General features: G+C 74.2%; 16 protein-coding genes and 3 tRNA genes. 9 read left to right on the forward strand and 10 right to left on the reverse strand.

Translation table 11 applies throughout. The annotated features are described in order from the left end of the window. Nucleotide 1 precedes the first annotated feature (1 nt). Both OG550_RS11690 and fabF read left to right on the forward strand, forming a co-directional pair. On the forward strand, nt 2-244 hold the full coding sequence (locus tag OG550_RS11690; RefSeq protein ID WP_030310143.1) for an acyl carrier protein: 243 nt from the start codon (nt 2-4) through the stop codon (nt 242-244). A 145-nt stretch (nt 245-389) separates the two neighbouring features. Continuing rightward, entirely contained in the window at nt 390-1,655 is a 1,266-nt protein-coding gene (gene fabF, locus OG550_RS11695; RefSeq protein ID WP_327676671.1) for a beta-ketoacyl-ACP synthase II, read from the forward strand. Between the two features lie 131 nt (nt 1,656-1,786). Here fabF and OG550_RS11700 read toward each other — a convergent pair whose 3' ends face one another. Beyond that, nucleotides 1,787-2,281, reverse strand: coding sequence for a DUF3145 domain-containing protein (locus OG550_RS11700; RefSeq protein ID WP_327676673.1), 495 nt, complete (start codon nt 2,279-2,281; stop codon nt 1,787-1,789). 396 nt (nt 2,282-2,677) lie between these two features. Next, on the reverse strand, nt 2,678-3,706 hold the full coding sequence (locus tag OG550_RS11705; RefSeq protein WP_327676675.1) for an NADP-dependent oxidoreductase: 1,029 nt from the start codon (nt 3,704-3,706) through the stop codon (nt 2,678-2,680). Nucleotides 3,707-3,796: 90 nt separating this feature from the next. Here OG550_RS11705 and OG550_RS11710 point away from each other — a divergent pair, with 90 nt between their 5' ends. After that, nucleotides 3,797-4,261, forward strand: a complete 465-nt coding sequence (locus OG550_RS11710; RefSeq protein ID WP_327676677.1) for a MarR family winged helix-turn-helix transcriptional regulator — start codon at nt 3,797-3,799, stop codon at nt 4,259-4,261. Between the two features lie 159 nt (nt 4,262-4,420). Continuing rightward, entirely contained in the window at nt 4,421-6,001 is a 1,581-nt protein-coding gene (locus tag OG550_RS11715) for an LCP family protein (protein ID WP_327676679.1), read from the forward strand. A 53-nt stretch (nt 6,002-6,054) separates the two neighbouring features. Here the strand turns inward: OG550_RS11715 and OG550_RS11720 are convergent, their stop codons facing one another. Both OG550_RS11720 and OG550_RS11725 read right to left on the reverse strand, forming a co-directional pair. After that, nucleotides 6,055-6,978 carry a 1-aminocyclopropane-1-carboxylate deaminase/D-cysteine desulfhydrase gene (locus OG550_RS11720; protein ID WP_327676681.1) on the reverse strand — a complete coding sequence of 308 codons (924 nt, stop codon included), beginning with the start codon at nt 6,976-6,978 and terminating at the stop codon, nt 6,055-6,057. A 295-nt stretch (nt 6,979-7,273) separates the two neighbouring features. Further along, a tRNA-Ile gene (locus tag OG550_RS11725) sits at nt 7,274-7,347 on the reverse strand. Nucleotides 7,348-7,692: 345 nt separating this feature from the next. On the opposite strand from OG550_RS11725, the gene OG550_RS11730 reads away from it, so the two are divergent. After that, the gene (locus tag OG550_RS11730; protein WP_327676683.1) at nt 7,693-8,439 is read left to right on the forward strand and encodes a trypsin-like serine peptidase; all 747 of its coding nucleotides are present in this window, start codon (nt 7,693-7,695) and stop codon (nt 8,437-8,439) included. Between the two features lie 181 nt (nt 8,440-8,620). Here OG550_RS11730 and OG550_RS11735 read toward each other — a convergent pair. Then, nucleotides 8,621-8,693 (reverse strand) — tRNA-Asn (locus tag OG550_RS11735). A 61-nt stretch (nt 8,694-8,754) separates the two neighbouring features. Next, nucleotides 8,755-8,827: transfer RNA gene (locus OG550_RS11740), tRNA-Asn, on the reverse strand. A 247-nt stretch (nt 8,828-9,074) separates the two neighbouring features. Between OG550_RS11740 and OG550_RS11745 the strand changes: the two genes are divergently transcribed. The 4 genes from OG550_RS11745 to OG550_RS11760 all read left to right on the forward strand — a co-directional run bounded on the left by OG550_RS11745 (nt 9,075) and on the right by OG550_RS11760 (nt 14,254). Next, the gene (locus tag OG550_RS11745; protein ID WP_327676685.1) at nt 9,075-9,368 is read left to right on the forward strand and encodes a hypothetical protein; all 294 of its coding nucleotides are present in this window, start codon (nt 9,075-9,077) and stop codon (nt 9,366-9,368) included. 158 nt (nt 9,369-9,526) lie between these two features. After that, the gene (locus OG550_RS11750) at nt 9,527-10,960 is read left to right on the forward strand and encodes an FGGY family carbohydrate kinase (protein ID WP_327676687.1); all 1,434 of its coding nucleotides are present in this window, start codon (nt 9,527-9,529) and stop codon (nt 10,958-10,960) included. A 198-nt stretch (nt 10,961-11,158) separates the two neighbouring features. Further along, a complete protein-coding gene (locus OG550_RS11755) occupies nt 11,159-12,562 on the forward strand; it encodes a glutamate decarboxylase (RefSeq protein WP_327676688.1) in 1,404 nt (467 codons plus the stop codon). A gap of 519 nt (nt 12,563-13,081) precedes the next feature. Continuing rightward, entirely contained in the window at nt 13,082-14,254 is a 1,173-nt protein-coding gene (locus OG550_RS11760; protein ID WP_327676691.1) for a helix-turn-helix domain-containing protein, read from the forward strand. Between the two features lie 66 nt (nt 14,255-14,320). Here the strand turns inward: OG550_RS11760 and OG550_RS11765 are convergent, their stop codons facing one another. From OG550_RS11765 to OG550_RS11780, 4 genes are all read right to left on the reverse strand, one after another. Next, the gene (locus OG550_RS11765; RefSeq protein ID WP_327676693.1) at nt 14,321-15,568 is read right to left on the reverse strand and encodes an RNA polymerase sigma factor; all 1,248 of its coding nucleotides are present in this window, start codon (nt 15,566-15,568) and stop codon (nt 14,321-14,323) included. A gap of 183 nt (nt 15,569-15,751) precedes the next feature. Further along, nucleotides 15,752-17,659, reverse strand: coding sequence for a DNA primase (gene dnaG, locus OG550_RS11770; protein ID WP_327676695.1), 1,908 nt, complete (start codon nt 17,657-17,659; stop codon nt 15,752-15,754). A 137-nt stretch (nt 17,660-17,796) separates the two neighbouring features. Continuing rightward, nucleotides 17,797-19,107: a deoxyguanosinetriphosphate triphosphohydrolase gene (locus OG550_RS11775; RefSeq protein WP_327676697.1), complete on the reverse strand. Its 1,311-nt coding sequence runs from the start codon at nt 19,105-19,107 to the stop codon at nt 17,797-17,799. A gap of 237 nt (nt 19,108-19,344) precedes the next feature. Further along, a complete protein-coding gene (locus OG550_RS11780) occupies nt 19,345-20,487 on the reverse strand; it encodes an SGNH/GDSL hydrolase family protein (RefSeq protein WP_327676699.1) in 1,143 nt (380 codons plus the stop codon). Between the last annotated feature and the right edge of the window lie 70 nt (nt 20,488-20,557).

The raw sequence follows: 20,557 nt of genomic DNA on the forward strand, positions 1-20,557 counted from the left end.
TATGGCTACCAAGGACGAGGTCCTGGAAGGTCTCGCCGAGATCGTCAACGAGATCGCCGGCATCCCGACCGAGGACGTCGAGCTCGACAAGTCCTTCACCGACGACCTGGACGTCGACTCGCTGTCCATGGTCGAGGTCGTCGTGGCCGCCGAAGAGCGCTTCGACGTCAAGATCCCGGACGACGAGGTCAAGAACCTGAAGACCGTCGGCGACGCGGTGAACTACATCCTCACCAACGCCTGAGCGGTCGACTCGTTCGACGCCTGACATCGGCCGACTCCCCCCGAGTCGGCCGACCCGCCGGCCGGGACGCCCCACCGGGCGCCCGGCCGGGCTCACCTTCGGCCGCCGCCGACCGCCCCCGCACGATGTGAGAGAAGAAGATCCAGTGACCGTTGAAAACCGTACCGTGGTCGTCACGGGTATCGGCGCCTTCACGCCGCTGGGCGGCGACGCCGCCACCACGTGGGAGAACCTGGTCGCCGGGCGCTCCGGAGTGGCTGCCCTGACCGAGGAGTGGGCCGCCGACCTGCCCGTCCGGATCGCGGCGCGCACCGCCGTCGAGCCCGGTGAGATCCTCCCCCGCCCGCTCGCCCGCAAGCTGGACCGTTCCGCCCAGTTCGCCCTGATCGCGGCCCGCGAGGCCTGGGCCGACGCCGGCTACGAGACCCCCGCCACCGACGAGTCGTCCAAGCTGGCCCCCGAGCGCCTGGGCGCGGTGATCGCCTCCGGCATCGGCGGCGTGACCACCCTGCTCGACCAGTACGACGTGCTGAAGGAGAAGGGCTCCCGCAAGGTCTCCCCGCACACCGTCCCGATGCTGATGCCCAACTCCCCGGCGGCCAACGTCGGCCTGGAGGTCGGCGCCCGCGCGGGCGTGCACACCCCCGTCTCCGCCTGTGCCTCCGGCGCCGAGGCGATCGGCTACGCGATCGAGATGATCCGCACCGGCCGCGCCGACGTCGTGGTGGCCGGCGGCACCGAGGCGGCGATCCACCCGCTGCCGATCGCCGCGTTCGCCAACATGATGGCGATGTCCAAGAACAACGACGAGCCCCAGCGCGCCTCGCGCCCGTACGACAAGGGCCGGGACGGCTTCGTGCTGGGCGAGGGCGCCGGCGTGGTCGTGCTGGAGTCGGTCGAGCACGCCGAGGCCCGCGGTGCCCGGATCTACTGCGAGGCGGTCGGCCAGGGCCTGTCCTCGGACGCCCACCACATCGCGCAGCCCGAGCCGACCGGCGCCGGGGTGGCCCGCGCGCTGGCCGACCTGTTCGAGCGCAACGACCTGGACAAGGCCGAGATCGTGCACGTCAACGCGCACGCCACCTCGACCCCGCAGGGTGACACCGCCGAGCTGAAGGCGCTCCGCAAGGAGCTGGGCGAGGACCTCGACCACATCGCCGTCTCGGCCACCAAGTCGATGACCGGCCACCTGCTGGGCGGCGCCGGCGGCATCGAGACCGTCGCCACCGTGCAGGCCCTGTACCACCGGATCGCCCCGCCGACCATCAACGTGGACGAGCTGGACGACGACGTGCAGGCGGACATCGTCCGCGACGAGGCCCGCAAGCTTCCCGAGGGCCGGATCGCCGCGCTGAACAACTCGTTCGGCTTCGGCGGCCACAACGTGGTGCTGGCCTTCCGGACCCGCTGACGCCCGGCACGACCGCTGACGCCCGGCACGCCGAAGGGGCGGGTACCCACCTGGTGGGTGCCCGCCCCTTCGACACGACCGGCTCCTCCGGCCGGACCGGCTCCTCGGGGGGCCGGTCCGGTGACGGCGCCTCAGACCACCTGGTGCAGCCAGCGCACCGGAGCCCCCTCGCCGGCGTACCGGAAGGGCTCCAGCTCGTCGTCCCAGGGCTTGCCCAGCAGCATCGCGATCTCGGCCTCCAGGTCCGCCCCCTCGCTGCGGGCGCGCAGCAGGACGGCGCGGAGCCGGTCCTCGGGGATCAGGATGTCCCCGTGGATGCCGGTGACCGCGTGGAAGATGCCGAGCGCGGGCGTGCTGCTGTACCGCTCGCCCTCCGCCGTGGCGCAGGGCTCGCTGGTGACCTCGTACCGCATCAGCTGCCAGCCGCGCAGCGCGGAGGCGAGCTTCGAGGCCGTACCGGGCTCCCCTTGCCAGGAGAGCTCGGCGCGCCAGTGCCCGGGCGCGGCCGGCTGGCGGATCCAGTCCAGGCTCACCCGCACACCGAGCACTCCCGCGACGGCCCACTCGACGTGCGGGCACAGCGCGCGGGGCGCGGAGTGGACGTACAGGACTCCACGTGTCGTCACCGGGACCTCCAGGCTGTGGACGAGGGTCGCCTTCCCCAGCTGCCTCGCGTTCGTGCCTGCGGTTGATCCACAGTTACCCACGTTAGCCGACATTAAGCCACTAAATTGAGCAAAACGGACAGGCTTTCGCTCAATGCTAGTCGAATCCTCAACGAGGTCCACCCCTCGGTCGGATCTCTCCCCCGAACGGCCCCATCGCCAGGCGGGACCACCGTACCGCGCCTCCCCGCACCGCGGATGACGCACTTTCGGATCCGGCCGGAATGCGGTAGTGCGGCCGGATCCCCTCCGCCGGGTACGCAAACCGCCCCGCGCGCCCGGCCGGGGTTCCGGCGGGCGGGCGGGGCGGAGCGGGGCGACGGGGCGGGGTCCCCGCAGGTCGCGGCCGACGCGGTGTCAGGCGTCCAGCCGGACCACCATCTTGCCGGTGTTGGCACCGCGCAGCAGGTCCAGGAAGGCCTCCGGGGTGTGCTCGAAGCCGTCGACCACGGTCTCCTCGTTGCGCAGGCTCCCGTCCGCCAGCCAGCCGGCGACCTCGGCGACGAACTGCGGCTGCAGCGCGGCGTGGTCGCCCACCAGCATGCCCTCCAGGCGGAGCCGCTTGCCGATCGCCAGCGCCAGGTTGCGCGGGCCGGCCGGGGCGGTGGTCTCGTTGTACTGGGCGATGGCGCCGCAGAGCACGGCCCGGCCGTGCACGCCGAGCGCGCCGATCGCGGCCTCCAGGTGGTCGCCGCCGACGTTGTCGAAGTAGAGGTCGATGCCCTCGGGCGCGGCCTTCGCGAGCTGCTCGCGGACCGGCGCGTCCTTGTAGTTGAAGGCGGCGTCGAAGCCGTACTCGTCGACCAGCTTGGCGACCTTCTCCGCCGAGCCGGCCGAGCCGACGACCAGCGAGGCGCCCTTCAGCCTGGCGATCCGGCCGACCACCGAACCGACCGCGCCGGCCGCGCCCGAGACGAAGACCCGGTCGCCCTCCTTGAGGCCGCCGACCGCGAGCAGGCCCGCGTAGGCGGTGAGGCCGGTCATGCCGAGCACGCCGAGGTAGGCGGAGAGCGGTGCGACGGACGGGTCCACCTTGACCGCGCGCTCGGCCGGCAGGGTCGCGTACTCGCGCCAGCCGAGCCCGTGCAGCACGGCGTCGCCGGGGGCGAAGCCCTCCGCCCCGGAGGCCACCACGTAGCCGACCGCGCCGCCGTCCATGACCTCGCCGAGCCGGAACGGCGGGAGGTAGGACTTCACGTCGTTCATCCGGCCCCGCATGTACGGGTCGACCGACAGGTGGGTGTTGCGGACCAGGACCTCGCCCGGACCGGGGCGGCGGACGGGTGCCTCGACCAGGGCGAAGTCGGTCGGGACCGGCCAGCCCTGGGGGCGGGCGGCGAGGTGCCATTCGCGGGCGGTGGCGGGGACTTCCTGCTCGGCGGCCATCGAGGTACTCCCTACATGAAAGGTTGAGTCAGTGAAGTAACAATGGACATGAAAGGTTCATGTTGTCAACTTTTCAGGTAGACTGTCGTCATGGATACCCAGCCGACCCGGGCCGCCGCGCCGCAGCCCGACGAGATCACCCGTGAGGTCGTCGACCTGATGGCCAATCTGGTCGCGCTCTTCCACCGCGAGTACGAGGAGGCCGCCGCCGCCCGCTCGCTCACCGGAGCGCAGGCCAAGGTCCTCGCCCTGCTGCGGCGCGGGCCGATGCCCATGCGCCAGATCGCCCAGACGCTCAGCTGCGAGCCGTCCAACATCACCGGCATCGTCGACCGGCTGGAGTCGCGCGGCTTCGTGACCAGGCAGGCCGACCTCCAGGACCGCCGGGTGAAGCTGGTCGCCGCCACCGGGACCGGCGCCACCGCCTCCGAGGAGCTCCGCGAGTCGCTCAACTTCGCCCGCGAACCCCTCGCGGCGCTCGGCCCCGACGAGCGCACCCAGCTGCGCGACCTGCTCCGCCGCATGCTGACGGGTGCCGCCGGCCCCGGCGCGTGAGCAGCATCACAGCCCCGGCGGCCGCTCCGGCCGAATTGGCCGCCGATCGGAGGTAACCGAACACTCCCCCGAAACGTCTAACGTTCGAAGACCGGGCACCGTCCGCCGTACGGACGGTGCGGGTGGGAACGACGACGACCAAACGGGGGGACGGGGAGGATGAGCAGCAGCTCGCGCCGCCGACGCATCATACGGACCGCGATAGGCCTCGCCGCCGTCCTGGTGCTGTCCGTGGCGGGCGCCGGTGCCTGGTTCTACCACCGACTGGACACCAACATCACCACCTTCGACCCGGGCGGCGTCGCCACCGAGCGCCCGCCCGCGGCCGTCCCCGCCACCCCGGGCGCCGCCGTCCCCGTCAACGTCCTGCTGCTCGGCTCGGACACCCGCAACGACGGCAACGCCGACCTCGGCGGCGGTGACCTGGGCGTCGGCCACTCCGACACCACCATCCTGCTGCACATCTACGCCGACAAGAAGCACGCCGTCGGCGTCTCCATACCCCGCGACACCCTGGTGACCATCCCGTCCTGCCGGCTGCCGAACGGCTCCTGGACGGCGCCGCGGAACAACCAGATGTTCAACGAGGCCTTCACCATCGGCGAATCCGCCAACGGGAACCCGGCCTGCACCCAGAACACCGTCGAGGCCATGACCGGCCTGCGGATCGACCACACCATCGTGGTCGACTTCAAGGGCGTCGCCGCGATGACCGAGGCCATCAACGGCGTCGACGTCTGCATACCGAACAACGTCAACTCGCACGACATCAAGCTCAAGAAGGGCATGCAGAAGATCTCCGGCCAGCCGGCCGTGGACTACCTGCGGGCCCGCTACGGCTTCGGCGACAACTCCGACATCGGGCGGATGAAGCGCCAGCAGGCCTTCCTCTCCTCGATGATCCGCAAGATCCAGGGCCTCGGCTTCTCGCTGCCCACCCTGCTCCCGCTGGCCGACGCCGCCACCCGGTCGCTCACCGTGGACGAGGGCCTGGGCACCGCGATGAAGCTGGTCGACTTCGCCCAGTCGCTGCAGCAGATCAAGCTCGCCGACATCACCTTCGTCACCGCCCCCTGGCGGTTCTCCACCAAGCAGGAGGGCCGGATCGACCTCGTCCACCCCGACGTGGACACCCTCTGGCAGCTGCTGCGCGAGGACCGCACGCTGGACGGACAGGCCACCGGCCAGGTCGCCGACCCCTCGGCCGGCGCGCCGTCCCCCTCGCCCGCCGACCCGGCCTCCCCCACCGGCGCCTCCCCCGCCGCCGACGCCGGGGCCGCCGCCTCCCCGACCGCCACCGCCCCGGCCGCCACCGCCACCGCCACCCCGCTCACGCCCGCCGAGGCGAACGCGCCCGTCACCGTGATCAACGGCGTCGGCACCCCGGGGCTTGCGGGCAGGGGCTCCGAGACCATCCGGGCCAAGGGGTTCCGCAACGTCGACCTCGGCCAGACCCAGGGCGGCCGGCTGCACACCGAGGTCTCCTACGACCCGCTGTACAAGTCCGCGGCCGCCCAGCTGGCGCAGCTCTTCCCGGGGGCCCAGCTGGTCGAGGAGCCCGGCTCCGAGGGGATCACCGTGATCCTGGGCCGCGACTACCACCTGGCCGCCGGCCAGGCCGGCACCGCACCGGGCGGCCCGGCCGCGGCCACCGGCGGTCCGCAGCCGACCGACGTGCCCACCGGCATCACCGAGAACGCCCGCAACGCCGACGTCGACCCCTGCTCCGACATCACCTGATCCCCCGGGCGGTGGCGGCCCGGCCGGGTCCGATCGGGCCCCCGGCCGGGCCGCTACCGCCCGTCCACCGGGTCGGGGAGCCCGGTGACCACCGCCGTCAGCCTGGTCCCGGGCGGGAAGGCACCGGCCGCCGTCAGGTCGTACAGGGCGGCCAGCAGCTTGGCCACGTAGCGCCGCTCCAGCGCGATGCCGTGCCGCCGCCCGAAGGCGGCCGCGAACTCCTCCAGCGCGGCCGGCACCCGCCCGTACCCGCCGCCGTGGTGGTCGTGGTCGATCCGCCAGCCCGCGAACTCCCGCCCGTACGCCTCCCGGTGGAGCCGGGTCACCTCGGCCTCCAGATAGCCCTCGCCGCCCCGCAGCACCGCCACTCCGAGCGCCCGCGCCCCCGGCGGCAGTCCGGCCGCGATCCCGGCCAGCGTGCCGCCGGTGCCGACCGGGCAGCAGACGACGTCCCGCTCGCCGAGGTCGGTCAGCTCCGCCGCGATCGCCGCCGCCCCGCGGGCCGCCAGGGCGTTCGAGCCGCCCTCGGGCAGCACCAGGCACGGTCCCCAGCGCCCCCGCAGCCCGGCGGCCGCCGCCGGGTCCGTCGCGCAGCGCCCGGCCGTCTCCCGGTACTCCGCCCGGGACAGGAACACCAGCTCCATCCCGGCCTCCTCGGCGGCCCGCAGCGACCAGTTCCGCGGCGCGAGCGCCAGCTCCTCGCCCCGGACCAGCCCGACGCTCTCCAACCCGAGCGCACCGGCGGCCACCGCGACCGCCCGCAGGTGCGTCGAGTACGCCCCGCCGAAGGTCAGCAGCCGGGAGTCGCCCCGCTCGGCCGCGGCCGCCAGGTTCGGCGCCAGCTTCCGCCACTTGTTCCCCGGCACCAGCGGATGCGCCAGATCGTCCCGCTTGAGCCGCAGCACCACGCCGGCCCGTGCCAGCACCTCGTCGGGGCAGTCCGTCAGGGGTGTCGGCAGCAGTGCGGGTTCGAGCATCCGGCCAGGATACGGAGGACCGTTCCGGCGGCCCTCCGGCCCTCCTCCGGGGCGGTACGGCGGGGCGACGGCACGGGGCGACGGGGCGGTACGGCACGGGGCGGCGCGGGCGGCCGGAGCGGGCAGGGCCAGCGGGCGGGCAGGCGACGGGCGTCAACGCGCCCCCGGCGCGGACCTGTTCGAGTGATTCTCGGCCTGTCGGTGCGGTCGGCGGTGCCGCCGGTCACTAGAGTTCGTGCAGATGACCGCACCTGGTCAAGCCCGTCGAGCCCGGAGAGCCGGGCGAAGGCGAAGGTGGGGCGGGTGGGACTCGAACCCACGACCAAGGGATTATGAGTCCCCTGCTCTAACCGGCTGAGCTACCGCCCCGGTTCGCAGCGCGCGACGGGTCACCCGGTCGCGGCAGCAGCAGACGGCCCCGAAAGGCCGTCCCGGGCAGCATAGCCGGTCGATCACCCGTGGTGCGCGCCGGGGGCGCACATGGGTGCGCACAGGTTCGACGGCGAAGCGGGCGCGGCGAGCGCCGTCCCGCCGGGTGAACCGGGGCGGACCGCGGGCGGGACCGGCCCCCCTGAACGGCGGGGGCGCGCGGACGGGTGACGGGGCGTGAGAGGGCGACGGTGGCGCGGCCCGGCCCGGCCTGATAGATCTTCCTCACGAACGGCGGAACGCACGAACCGCGACGACCGCCCCGAGGACGAGACGGAGCCCCCGATGGACTCCCGCCCGGTACGGCCGGTGCGCGCGGCCAGGACGGCCGCGCTGGCCGCCCTGCTGCTCGCCGCCGCCATCGCCTGCGGCGGGGGCGGCCAGGAGCGGTCGGCCGGCGTCGCGCCGCAGAGCCCGGTCGGCGACCGGGTCGGCACCCTGTCGATCCGCACCCCGCAGGGCCCCCGGGCATGCACGGCGAGCGTGGTGCAGAGCCCGCGCCGCAACCTGCTGGTGACCGCCGCGCACTGCGTCCAGAGCCGCCGGATCGGCCTGCTGGACGGCCTGGTGTTCACTCCCGGCTATCGCAACGGGTACTCGCCCTACGGGAGTTGGCCGGTAGAGTCGATCACCGTCGATCCGCGTTGGGCGGACGACGACGACCCCGAGTACGACGTGGCGTTCGTCACCGTCCGGGCGGTCGGCGGCCGGCAGGTGGAGGACGCGGTCGGCGGCAACCCGCTCGGCACCGACCAGGGCTTCGGACTCGCCGTGTCGGTCACCGGCTACCCCAACGAACGGGACGAGCCGATCACCTGCTCGGGTCTGACCAGCTCGCAGAGTCCGACCCAGGAGCGGTTCGACTGCGGCGGCTACACCGACGGCACCAGCGGCAGCCCGTGGGTCACCACGACCGGCCGGGTGATCGGCGTGATCGGCGGCTACCAGGAGGGCGGCGAGTCACCGGGGACCTCGTACAGCGTGACCTTCGACGACAGGATCACCGAGCTGTACCAGCAGGCCACCGAGTGACGACGGCCACCGAACGGCACCGGCCGCCGACGACGACGCCCGGCCCGGCCGGCCCCACCGCGGGCGGTCCGGCCGGGGTGACCGGCCTCACCCTCCGGCCGGGGCGCCCGGACAACACGAAGGCCCCCCGGTCTACCGAGGGGCCTTCGCTCTGAGCAGTCACCGGGCGGACCCGGTGCAGCTCCCGCATTTGGACTCGAACCAAAAACCTGCCGGTTAACAGCCGGCTGCTCTGCCAATTGAGCTATGCGGGACCGCGGTACACAACAGCCGTACCACGTACGGGAGGAGGACCCGGAAGGGCCTTCACCCGAGCTCCCCCAATTGGACTCGAACCAATAACCTGCCGATTAACAGTCGGCTGCTCTGCCAATTGAGCTATGGGGGATCGATCTTCCGCTCCGGCCCCCGGTCTCCCGGGCTCCTCGGCGCTCGCTGCGGGACATACATTAGCGCACTCGGGGGGGTGGTCCGCCAATCGCTTTCCCCGGCAGCCCGCCGGCGGCCCCGCCCGGGCGCGCCCCGCGCGCGCCCCGCACGCCGCCCGGGGATGCTGGGGTCACCGACGGTTCACCGTCCCGACGGACGGGTAGGGCAATGCGGCAATGGCCGCCAGGAGAGGGTGGAATCCGATCATGTGGAAGCTGTCGTTCGGCGTCGGACTCGCGACGGGCTATGTCCTGGGCACGCGGGCCGGGCGCCGGCGCTACGAACAGATCGCCAGGATCACCCGGCAGGTCGCCCGGAACCCCAAGGTCCAGGGCGCGGCCGACAAGGCGAAGCAGCAGGCCGGCGCGGTCGCCGGCAAGGCCGCCGGAGCCGTCGCGGGGAAGGTCGGCGACCGGCTCCCGAACGCGGTCACCGACCGGGTGCCGTACCTCAACCGGCCGAAGGTCGAGGACGACAGCTGGGGCACCTTCCGGCCGTGAGGCCGGCGGGCCGGCGGGGCCGTTGACCGCTGCCCGTGACGGGCGGGTGAAGCGACCGTGACGGGCGGCCGAACGCCGCCTCCCGGACGCGGTACCGAACGGGCAACACTTCCCCGGTCGGGCCGCGTCCGGACGGCCGCTGAGGCATGATCTCGACTATGGCCATCGTCGCGGGGATAGACAGCTCGACGGGTCGCACCCGGATCGTCGCGTGTGACTCCGGAACCGGCGCGGTACTGCGGTCCGGCAAGGCCCCCCACCCCGTACCGGACGACCCGGACGCACGCGCCGGAGAGGCCGACCCGCAGGTCTGGCTGCACTCGCTGGGCGACGCGGCCGCCGGCGGCCTGCTGGAGGGCGTCCGGGCGATCGGCGTCAGCGCGCAGCAGCACGGCATGATCGGCCTGGACGCCGGCGGCGTGCTGGTCAGGCCCGCGATCCTGTGGAACGACCCCCGCTCCAGCGGCGCCGCGGCCGCCCTGCTGGACGCGCTCGGCGGTCCGGCCGCCTGGACCGCCGCGATCGGGGCCGTCCCCGGCCCCACCTACACCATCGCCAAGCTGCGCTGGCTGGCCGAGTTCGAACCGGCCAACGCCCGCCGGATCGCCGAGGTGCTGCTGCCGCACGACTGGCTGGTCTGGCAGCTGCTCGGCCACCCCAAGCGGCGCACCACCGACCGGGGCGACGCCTCCGGCACCGGCTACTGGTCCCCGATCACCGGCGAGTACCGGCAGGACCTCGTGGAACTCGCGCTCGGCCACGAGCTGCGGCTGCCGCACGTGCTCGGCCCGGCGGAACCCGCCGGGCACACCCCCGAGGGCCTGCTGATCTCGGCCGGCACCGGGGACAACATGGCCGCCGCGCTCGGCCTCGGCCTCGGCCCCGGCGACGCGGTGGTCTCGCTCGGCAGCGCCGGGACGATCTTCGCCGTGCACGAGCGGGCCGTGGTGGACGCCACCGGCCTGGTCTCCTCCTTCGCCGACGCCAGCGGCCGCCACCTGCCGATGGTCGCCACCCTGAACGCCGCCCAGGTGCTCCGCTCCACCGCCGCCCTGCTCGGCCGCGACCTGGAGGGCCTCAGCGACCTCGCCCTGCAGTCCTCGCCCGGCGCGTACGGGACGGTGCTGCTCCCGTACCTGGACGGCGAGCGGACGCCCGCGCTGCCGCACGCCGCCGGCACGCTGACCGGACTGCGCGCGGAGTCGATGACCCCCCAGCACCTCGCCCGCGCCGCGGTCGAAGGCATGCTCTGCAACAGCGCGGACGCCCTGGACGTCCTGCGCGCCCAGGGTGTCGAGGTGAAGCGGGTCTTCCTGCTCGGCGCGGCCGGGCGGCTGCCCGCCGTCCGGCAGATCGCGCCGCAGCTGTTCGGCGTCCCCGTCGTCGTCCCGCCGCCCGGTGCGCACGCGGCGCGCGGCGCGGCCCGGCAGGCCGCCTGGGCGCTGGCCGGCACCCCCGAGCCGCCGCGCTGGGACCTTCCGGAGGCCGTCACCGTCGTCCCCGACGGCGAACAGGACCTGGCGGTCGGCTCGGCCGTGCGCCGGCAGTACCGGGCCGCCCGCGACCAGGTCCACCCGGAGGCGGCCGGCTGAGGCACCCCGCCCGGCCCCGGCGGACGGCAGGGCGGACGGTGGGGCGGGCAGGTCCGGACGGGCCTCAGCGGACGGCAGGGGCGCCCCGGGCGCGGTGGCGCCAGCGCCCCGGCGGCCGGTGTGCGGATGCGTCGCCCGGCGGCCGGTGGCAGCGTGGAAGACGACGCGGCCACCGGACCGGAAGGGCGGCAGGATCCCATGGCACTGCACAAGGGGGCCGGAGACGACCGCCGGCTCACCGTCAACCCGTTCGTCGGCACCGCCGACCCGCTCGGCCAGATGGAACTGGCGCCACCGCTGCACCGCCTCGCCGGTGGCCCCGTACCCGCCGACACCGCCTACCAGCTGATCCACGACGAGCTGATGCTGGACGGCAACGCCCGGCTCAACCTGGCGACCTTCGTCACGACGTCGATGGAGGCCCAGGCCACCCGGCTGATGACCGAGTGCCTCGACAAGAACATGATCGACAAGGACGAGTACCCGCAGACCGCCGAACTGGAGCGGCGCTGCGTGGCGATCCTCGCCGACCTCTGGCACGCCCCCGACCCCGACACCGCGGTCGGCTGCTCCACCACCGGCTCCAGCGAGGCCTGCATGCTGGCCGGCCTCGCGCTCAAGCGCCGCTGGATGCAGCGCAACGCCCACCGCTACGCGGCCGGTGCCCGTCCCAACCTGGTGATGGGCATCAACGTGCAGGTCTGCTGGGAGAAGTTCTGCACCTTCTGGGAGGTCGAGGCCCGCACCGCGCCGATGGACGGCGACCGCTTCCACCTCGGCGCCGAACAGGCGGTGGCGCTCTGCGACGAGAACACCATCGGCGTGGTCGGCATCCTCGGCTCCACCTTCGACGGCTCCTACGAGCCGGTCGCCGAGATCTGCGCCGCCCTCGACGACCTCCAGCAGCGCACCGGCCTGAACGTCCCGGTACACGTGGACGGCGCCTCCGGCGGCATGGTCGCGCCCTTCGTGGACGAGGAGCTGGTCTGGGACTTCCGGCTGCCCCGGGTCGCCTCGATCAACACCTCCGGCCACAAGTTCGGACTGGTCTACCCCGGTGTCGGCTGGGCGCTCTGGCGCGACCACGAGGCGCTCCCCGAGGAGCTGGTGTTCCGGGTCAACTACCTGGGCGGCGAGATGCCGACCTTCGCGCTGAACTTCTCCCGGCCCGGCGCCGAGGTGATCGCGCAGTACTACACCTTCCTGCGGCTGGGCCGGGGCGGCTTCCGGGCCGTCCAGGGAGCCTGCCGGGAGGTGGCCACCTACCTCGCCGAGCGGATCGAGGCGCTCGGCGCCTTCCGGCTGCTGACCCGGGGCGACCAGCTGCCGGTCTTCGCCTTCACCACCGCCGACGAGACGACGTTCGACGTCTTCGACGTGTCGCGGCGGCTGAGAGAGCGCGGCTGGCAGGTGCCCGCGTACACCTTCCCGGCGAACCGCGAGGACCTCTCGGTCCTGCGGGTGGTCTGCCGCAACGGGTTCTCCCGCGACCTCGCGGACCTGCTGCTCGGCGACCTCGAACGGCTGCTGCCGGAGCTGCGCAGCCAGCCCGTCCCGCTGAAGGAGCTCGGGGTTCCCGTACGGACGGGCTTCCACCACTGACCGACGCCCGCCGGCGCCCGCTGCCCCCGGCCCCCTGCGGGCCCTCACGGCCCCTCACCGACGGCCCACGGGGGAGGCGGGCGGGTACCGGTCCGGGCGGCCCGGTGCACTGATGCGGGCGATCGCGGCGGGGAGGGCGGAACCAGACGCCCTCCCCGCCGCGCGTCCCTGCGGCCGGGGCAGCCTCCCCCCGTGAGGCTGCCTCGGACCGGTGGGGGTCAGGGACCGCAGGATCGTCCGGTTCCTGTGAAAACGGTGCCCGGACGAAGCACCCGGGCGGCGAACCGCACCGGCCTGAGAACAATGACCCACGGGCACATGAATGTTCGAGCCTCTCCCGGTGTTGTGAGACACTTCCGTCCGTCTCAGAACCAGGACCTGGGCTTTGGGACACCGGGCCGCCGGGGTTGGAGACGCCGCTGAGACCGGGGGCGCGGAAACGTCCGCCCACGACCCGGACCGGTGCCCCTCCAGGCCCCGCCGATCCCGCCGTCCCGACCCGCATGTTTGGAAGAACTCATGGGTTCCGCCTGGAAGAAGCTGCCCGACGAACTGTCCGCCCCCGCCAGGCGCCTGACGGAGGAACTGCGCGCCGTCAAGGACACGACCGGACTCTCGCTGTCCGAGCTGGCCACCCGGACCCACTACAGCCGGGCCTCCTGGGAGCGCTGGCTGAACGGCAAACGGATCGTCACCGAACAGGCCCTCGAAGCGCTCATCGGCGCGGTGGAGTGCAACGGGCCGAAGCTCCGGGCGCTCTGGGAGGCGACGGCCGCCGGAGCGGCGGAGCCCACCGCGGGCGGGGCGACGCCGGAGCCGGAGACCGAGCCGGGGACCGAGTCGGAGCCTGAGCCGGGGACCGCTGCGGCCGGATCGGCGGCGGGCCCGGTGGACACGGGCGAGGGCACCGACGCGGGCGCGGGGGCGGACACGGGCACGGACCCGGCGGCGGAGGCCGCGGAGCCCGTGGAGGCCCTGGACGCCGTGGAGACCGCCCCCGGGGACCCCACGGCCCGCCGGGCACCGGCCCGGTGGTTCGCCGTGGCCGCCAGCGTCGTGGTGGCGGCCCTGCTGGTGCTCGCCGGAGTGCGGTACTCCTCGGGCGGGGACCGCGAGCCGACCGCCTCCGAACAGCCCGCCGCGCCCTCCCCCTCGCCCTCCTCACCGCCCGCCAAGACGGCCCCGGCGGTGGCCGGCTGCCAGGCGGTCGGCTGCGCGCACAAGGACCCCAAGGCGACCGGCTGCGGCGCCGACGCACGGACCCTGCAGACCACCAACATCGGCAAGGTGGTGGTCTACCTCCGGTACAGCCAGAAGTGCCAGGCCGCCTGGGCCGCGATCACCGAGGGCAAGCCGGGCGATCAGGCCGTCGTCACCACCAGCGCGGGCGAGACGGAGACCGCCCTGATCCACTGGGGCTACGACAACTACTCGGCGATGGTGAACGCGGCGGACCCGGCCGTCACCCTCCAGGTCTGCGGCAAGCAGTCGGAGGGCGAGTCCTGCACCAACACCGTCTCCGACCTGGCCCGGCTGGTCGCGTCCACGCCGATCCCGATCGGCCCGGCCTCGCCTCCCCCGCGCACCACGCCCCCGGCCGCTCCGGCGGAGTCCGCCGCCCCCGCGGCCGGCGACCCGGCGGCAGCCACCCCGGCGGCGGGTACTCCGGCGGCGGCCACCCCGGCGTCCTAGCAAAGGGCGGCCCCAGGGCGTGTCGGCGACGTCGCGTCGGACCCGGCGGGACTCCGCCGACACGCCCTAGTCGAGGTAGCCCCGGAGCTGCGCCGCGAAGGCGTGGTCGCGGAGCTTGACCAGCGTCTTCGACTCGATCTGGCGGATCCGCTCCCTGGTCACGCCGAACAGCGTGCCGATCTCCTCCAGCGTGCGGGGCCGGCCGTCGTCCAGGCCGTAGCGGAGCTGGACCACCTGGCGCTCGCGCTCGCCGAGGGTGGACAGCACCGCCTCCAGGTGCTGGCGCAGCAGCAGGAACGCGGCGGACTCCGCGGGGGAGGCGGCGTCCGCGTCCTCGATCAGGTCACCGAGCGCGACGTCGTCCTCCTCCCCCACCGGGGTGTGCAGTGAGATCGGCTCCTGGGCGAGCCGGAGGAGCTCGCGGACCCGCTCCCCGGTGAGGTCCAGGGCGGCGCCGATGTCGGCCGGACCCGGCTCGACGCCGCGCTCCTGGAGCAGCGAGCGCTGCACCCGGATCACCCGGTTGATCAGCTCGACGACGTGCACCGGAACCCGGATCGTCCGGGCCTGGTCGGCCAGCGCGCGGCTCATCGCCTGCCGGATCCACCAGGTCGCGTAGGTGGAGAACTTGTAGCCGCGCGCGTAGTCGAACTTCTCCACCGCCCGGATCAGGCCGAGGTTGCCCTCCTGGATCAGGTCCAGCAGGGTCAGTCCGCGGCCGATGTAGCGCTTGGCGACGGAGACCACCAGCCGCAGGTTGGCCTCGGTCAGCCTGCGCTTGGCGATCCGGCCGGCCACCACCAGGGTGTCCAGTTCGCGGGCCAGCGGGTCGTCGGGCGGCGGCTCGCGGTTCAGCCGCTCCTCGGCGAAGAGACCGGCCTCGATCCGGCGGGCCAGCTCGACCTCCTCGACCGCGGTCAGCAGCCGGATCCGGCCGATCTCGCGGAGGTACTGGCGGAGCAGGTCTGCGGCCGGGCCGCTCCCCTCCGGGCCCGGCCGCCGCTCGGGCTCGTCCTCGGCGTCGGGGTGGCCCGCCGGGAGGCCCTGCGCAGGGATCCGGGCACCGCCCGGGGGCGGCGCCCCGGCCCGTCCGTGGTCCGCCGACCCGTCGGCGCGATCGGGGTCGTCGAAGCCGACGGGGTCGACGGGGGCCTCGGGGCCGTCCGGGTCGTCGAGGTCGAGGGGGGCTCCGGGATCGTCCGGGTCGACGGGGTCGACGGGGGCCTCGGGATCGTCAGGGCCGGCGGAGGCCTCGTCGTGGGGGGCGGGCTGGTCGGTGGTCGGCTGAGCGGTCGCGGCAAGGCCTCGGTCCACGGGCATCCCCTCGGGGCGGGCGCGACTCTGGCGGACCCGCGCTGTACGGAGGTGGGAGACGCCCTCCAGTGTGCGGCACGCCACACTCCGTGGCCGAGACTCGTGCGCGGACTTTCTGAGCGCGGTCCTACAAGAGCGCACCGCGCCGGCCGCACCGGCCGTCCCGTGGGACGCCCCGTGTCCCTAGAGCGCGGCGGCGCCCCGGCTGCGCAGCTGCTGCCCGTACTGCTGGAGCTGCCACAGCTCGGTCTGCACCGCGTGCAGGTCCTCCGCCGAGGCCCGGTTGCCGAGCCGCTGGAGGTGGGCCCGGACCTCGTTCACCCGCCGGTCCACGGCCAGCAGCCTCAGCTTGACCAGGAACTCCCCCGCATAGACGGCGTCCGCCTTGCGGCGCGAGCGCACCGGCTCGACGGTCAGCTCGGTGACCAGCGAGCGCACCTGGTCGTCCGGGCAGCCCTCGCGGACGGTGCCGGTGAAGTCGGCCAGGGTCGCCCCGTACGCGGCGCCGCCGGCCTGGCCGATCGCACGGCGCACGGCGGTGTACGGGGGTGTGGGGAACTCGTCCTCACCGTAGTTGTCGAAGGCCGGGGCGACCAGGTCCGGGTGCTGGAGGGCCAGTTTGAGCAGCTCCCGCTCGACGAACTGGGCCGGGTCGCGCGGGTTGAGCGTGAAGGCGGGGCGTGCGGGGCGGACCGGCTGCGACGGGTCGGGGCGGCGCTGCTGGCCGTTGCCGCGCGGGTTCTGCTGGCGCTCGCGGTCCCAGCGCGCCAGCTGGGAGACCCGGCGGACGACGAACGGCTCGTCCAGGATGCCGAGCATGCCCGCCAGCCGGACGGCGTACTCGTGCTGGATCGAACGGTCCTTGATCTTGGCGACGATCGGTGCCGCCTCCTCCAGGGCCGCGGACCGGCCCTCGGGGGTGTCCACCCGGTGCCGGGCGACGGCCGAGGACAGCGCGAACTCGAAGAGCGGGACGGGGTTGTCGATCAGCTCGCGGACCGCCTCGTCGCCCTTCGCCAGGCGCAGGTCGCACGGGTCCATGCCGCCGGGGCTGACCGCGATCGAGGTCTTGGCGGCGAACTTCTGGTCGTCCTCGAAGGCCCGCAGTGCGGCCTTCTGGCCGGCCGCGTCGCCGTCGAAGGTGAAGACGGTCTCGCCCCGGTACTGGGAGGTGTCCATCAGCAGCCGGCGGATGATCTTGATGTGGTCCTCGGCGAACGCCGTCCCGCAGGTGGCGACCGCGGTGGTGACCCCGGCCAGGTGGCAGGCCATCACATCGGTGTAGCCCTCGACCACCACCGCCCGGCCCGACTTGGCGATCTCCTTCTTGGCCAGGTCGATGCCGTAGAGGACGTGCGACTTCTTGTAGATCGGCGTCTCGGGGGTGTTGAGGTACTTCGGCCCGTTGTCGTCCTCGCGCAGCCGGCGCGCACCGAAGCCGATCACCTCGCCCGCGATGTCGCGGATCGGCCAGACCAGCCGGCCCCGGAAACGGTCGATCAGGCCGCCGCGCTGGCCCTGCGAGGCCAGCCCGCCGAGCAGGATCTCCTTGTCGCTGAAGCCCTTGCCGCGCAGGTAGCGGACCAGGTGCTCCCAGCCGACGGGGGCGTAGCCGACGCCGAAGGTCTTGGCGGCCTCCTCGTCGAACCCCCGCTCCCCGAGGAACCGCCGGCCGATCTCGGCCTCCGGGGAGGTGAGCTGCTCCTGGTAGTAGGCGGCGGCCACCTTGTGCGCCTCGACCAGCCGGGTGCGCTCGCCCTGCTGGTGGCGGGGGCTGTAGCCGCCCTCCTCGTAGCGGAGCGTGATGCCCGCCTGGGCGGCCATCCGCTCGACGGCCTCGGCGAAGGTGAAGTGCTCGATCTTCATCAGGAAGGCGATGGTGTCGCCGTTCTCCTGGCAGCCGAAGCAGTGGAACACGCCCTTGGCGGGGTTCACGTAGAACGAGGCGGACTTCTCGTCGTGGAAGGGGCAGACCCCCTTGTACTCGCCGCCGCCACCGTTGGTCAGCTGTACGTAGTCGCCGACCACGGCGTCGATCGGCAGTGCGCTCCGCACCGCCTGTACGTCTTCGTCCCTGATCCGCCCGGCCACCCCGGAAGTCTACTGGGGCGGCCGGAGTTTCCCGGGGCCGCTCCCGGCCGGTTCGCCGCCCGCCCCCGCGGCCGGGTCCCCGGTCGGTCCCGGGTCCGGTCCCCCGGCCCGGTCCCCCGGTCCGGCCGCGCCCCCGTTCACGACCAGGCGGCGCCGACCAGCCTGGCGTGGAGGGCCAGCGCCGAGGCGTCGGTCAGGGTGGCGATCTGGTCGATCACCGCGCGCAGGGCCGCCCGGTCGTCCTCGGCCTCCCGGTAGAGCGCGGCGAAGACCGGGTCCAGCCCGTCGGGGGCGCGCTCGTTGAGGACGTACGCCAGCTCGGCGATCACGATCCGCTGGCGGGCCCGGAGCTGGGCCTGCTCGTCGCGCTGCATCACGAACCGGACGGCGACCGCCTTGAGCACCGCGCACTCCAGCCGGACCTCGCGCGGCACCACCAGTTCGGCCTCGTACCGCGAGAGCCGGCCGGGGCCGTAGCGGGCCCGGGTGGCCTGCTCGGCGGCCAGGCAGAAGCGGCCGATCAGCTGGCTGGTGAGGTCCTTGAGCCCGGCCCGGGCGCGGGCGGAGCCGTCGTACGAGCTGGGCCACCACTCCTGCGCGAGCAGCCGGTCCAGGGCGGCGGCCAGCTCCTCCGGCTCGGCGTCCGGGGCGTAGCGCTCGGCGACCTTGAACAGCTCGGCGCGCTCGCTCGGGGCGAGCAGCACGACCGGGTCGATGTGGCCGGCCTGGAGGCCGTCCTCGACGTCGTGGGTGGAGTAGGCGACGTCGTCGGACCAGTCCATGACGGTGGCCTCGAAGCACTTGCGCCCGGCCGGGGAGCCGGCCCGCAGCCAGCGGAAGACCGGCAGGTCGTCGGCGTAGACGCCGTACTTGGGCGAGGCCGGGTCGGTGGGGTGCGCGCCGTGCGCCCACGGGTACTTGGTGGCGGCGTCCAGCGCGGCGCGGGACAGGTTGAGGCCGACGCTGCGGCCGGGCCAGGGGGCCAGCCGGGCGGGCTGCTCGTCCTGCGGGGCGAACCGCTTGGGCTCCAGCCGGGTCAGGATCCGCAGCGACTGCGCGTTGCCCTCGAAGCCGCCGCAGGCCTCCGCGGCCTGGTCGAGCGCCTCCTCGCCGGTGTGGCCGAACGGCGGGTGGCCGATGTCGTGGGCCAGGCAGGCGGTCTCGACGAGGTCCGGGTCGCAGCCCAGGGCCGCGCCCAACTCCCGGCCCACCTGGGCGCATTCCAGCGAGTGGGTCAGCCGGGTGCGGGGGAAGTCGCTGCGCATCGGGGCGACCACCTGGGTGGTGCCGGCCAGCCGGCGCAGGGCGGCGGAGTGGAGCACGCGGGCGCGGTCGCGCTGGAACGCCGTGCGGCCGGGGCGCTTGTCCGGTTCGGGCACCCAGCGGGCCTCGGCGGCGTGGTCGTACGGGGTCGGGGCTGAGGTGAGGCGGTGCGCGGTGTCGTCCATATGCCCTTCACGGTACGCCGCACCTCCGACACCGGAAGTGTGCCGCGCACGACGGGGCGCGGGCCGGGGCGTGAACGCTTGACCGTGCGCGGGGGCGCCGCCCACGGGGGTGGCGGGAGGGCCGCCGGGGCGCTCCCCCGGCCGCCGTGGCGCAGGACGGCGGGGCGGGCGGGGCGGCGGTGCCCCCGCCCCGCCCGCCCCCGCCACCGCCCCGCCCGCCCCCGCCACCGCCCGGCCTCAGCCGCGGACCGCCTTGAGGACGGCGGCCGCGGCGGCCTCCTGCCCCTTCGCGTTGGGGTGGATCCCCGCCAGGCCGGGGGCCGGGAAGGGCGGCTCGACCCAGCGGTCGGCCTCGCCCGCGCACATGTCGTGGCCCGCCGAGGGCGCCGCCAGGTCCACGAAGACCGCGCCCGCCGCCTCCGCACGCCGCTTGAGCATGGCGTTGAGCTGCTGCTCCTTCTCCACCAGGAAGCCCAGGTCACCGCCGGTGACGGTCTTGCCCAGCACCGGGACGCAGACGGCCGGGTCGGCCGGCAGCAGCGCCGGGTAGCCGACCACGTAGACCCTGGCCTGCGGAGCGCGGCGCTTGACCTCCTTCAGCATGTCGCCCAGCCGTTCACCGGCCGCGTCCACCTTGCGCTGCACCTGGTCCGCACCGTCCGAGGCGGCGTAGTGCTCGCGGCACGGAGCCGGGGCCCGGCCGGAGCCGATCAGGTCCTTGACCGCGTCGACCAGGTTCTCCTTGGCGCACTGGGTGACGACCTCCATGAACCCGGCGTCGTTGCCGCCGATCCCCAGGGTGACCAGCCGGGTGGCCGGGTCGACCGCCTCCAGCTGCGGCGGGTTGGTGCCGCCGCCCGTCTCCTGGGCGCCGCTGAGGTCGCCGGTCCGGGCGCCGCTGCAGCTGACGTCACGGAACTGACCGGTGGCCAGGCCCAGCGCCTTGGCCACCAGACTGGGGTAGTTGACCCCCGAGCGGGAGCAGCCCTTCGGCTCCCCCACCTGCGGGCTGATCTTCACGCCCGCGGTGTAGGAGTCACCGAGCGCCACGTAGGGGCCGGTGGGCGTCGGTGTGGGTGTCGGGGTGGCCGCCGCGGCCCGGTTCGGCCGCGCGCCGTCCGGAGCGGCGGCTCCGACGGCGTCCGTGCCGCCGGAGCCGGAACAGGCGGCGAGCAGCACGGTGGTGAGCCCGACGGTCAGGGCGCCCGCCAGCGCCCTCGGCAGGCCCCCCGACCGAGCGGTCGGCAGGCCCGGCGACGGAGCGGCCGGCACGGTGGCCGATGGAGCCGCCTGGTCCGCCGGAGCGGTCGTGGTCGGCAGGGTGGTCGTGGTCGACGGTGCGCCCGCGGGCGCACGGGTCGGATGTACGGGCAGTGGCACGGGATCCCCCCGGTAGGAGCCTTGGCGTTCTTCCTACAACGGCCCGTCCCCCGGGCACCGCCATCACCAA

Origin of the sequence: Kitasatospora sp. NBC_00458 (assembly GCF_036013975.1) — a bacterium.
Taxonomy (GTDB): domain Bacteria; phylum Actinomycetota; class Actinomycetes; order Streptomycetales; family Streptomycetaceae; genus Kitasatospora.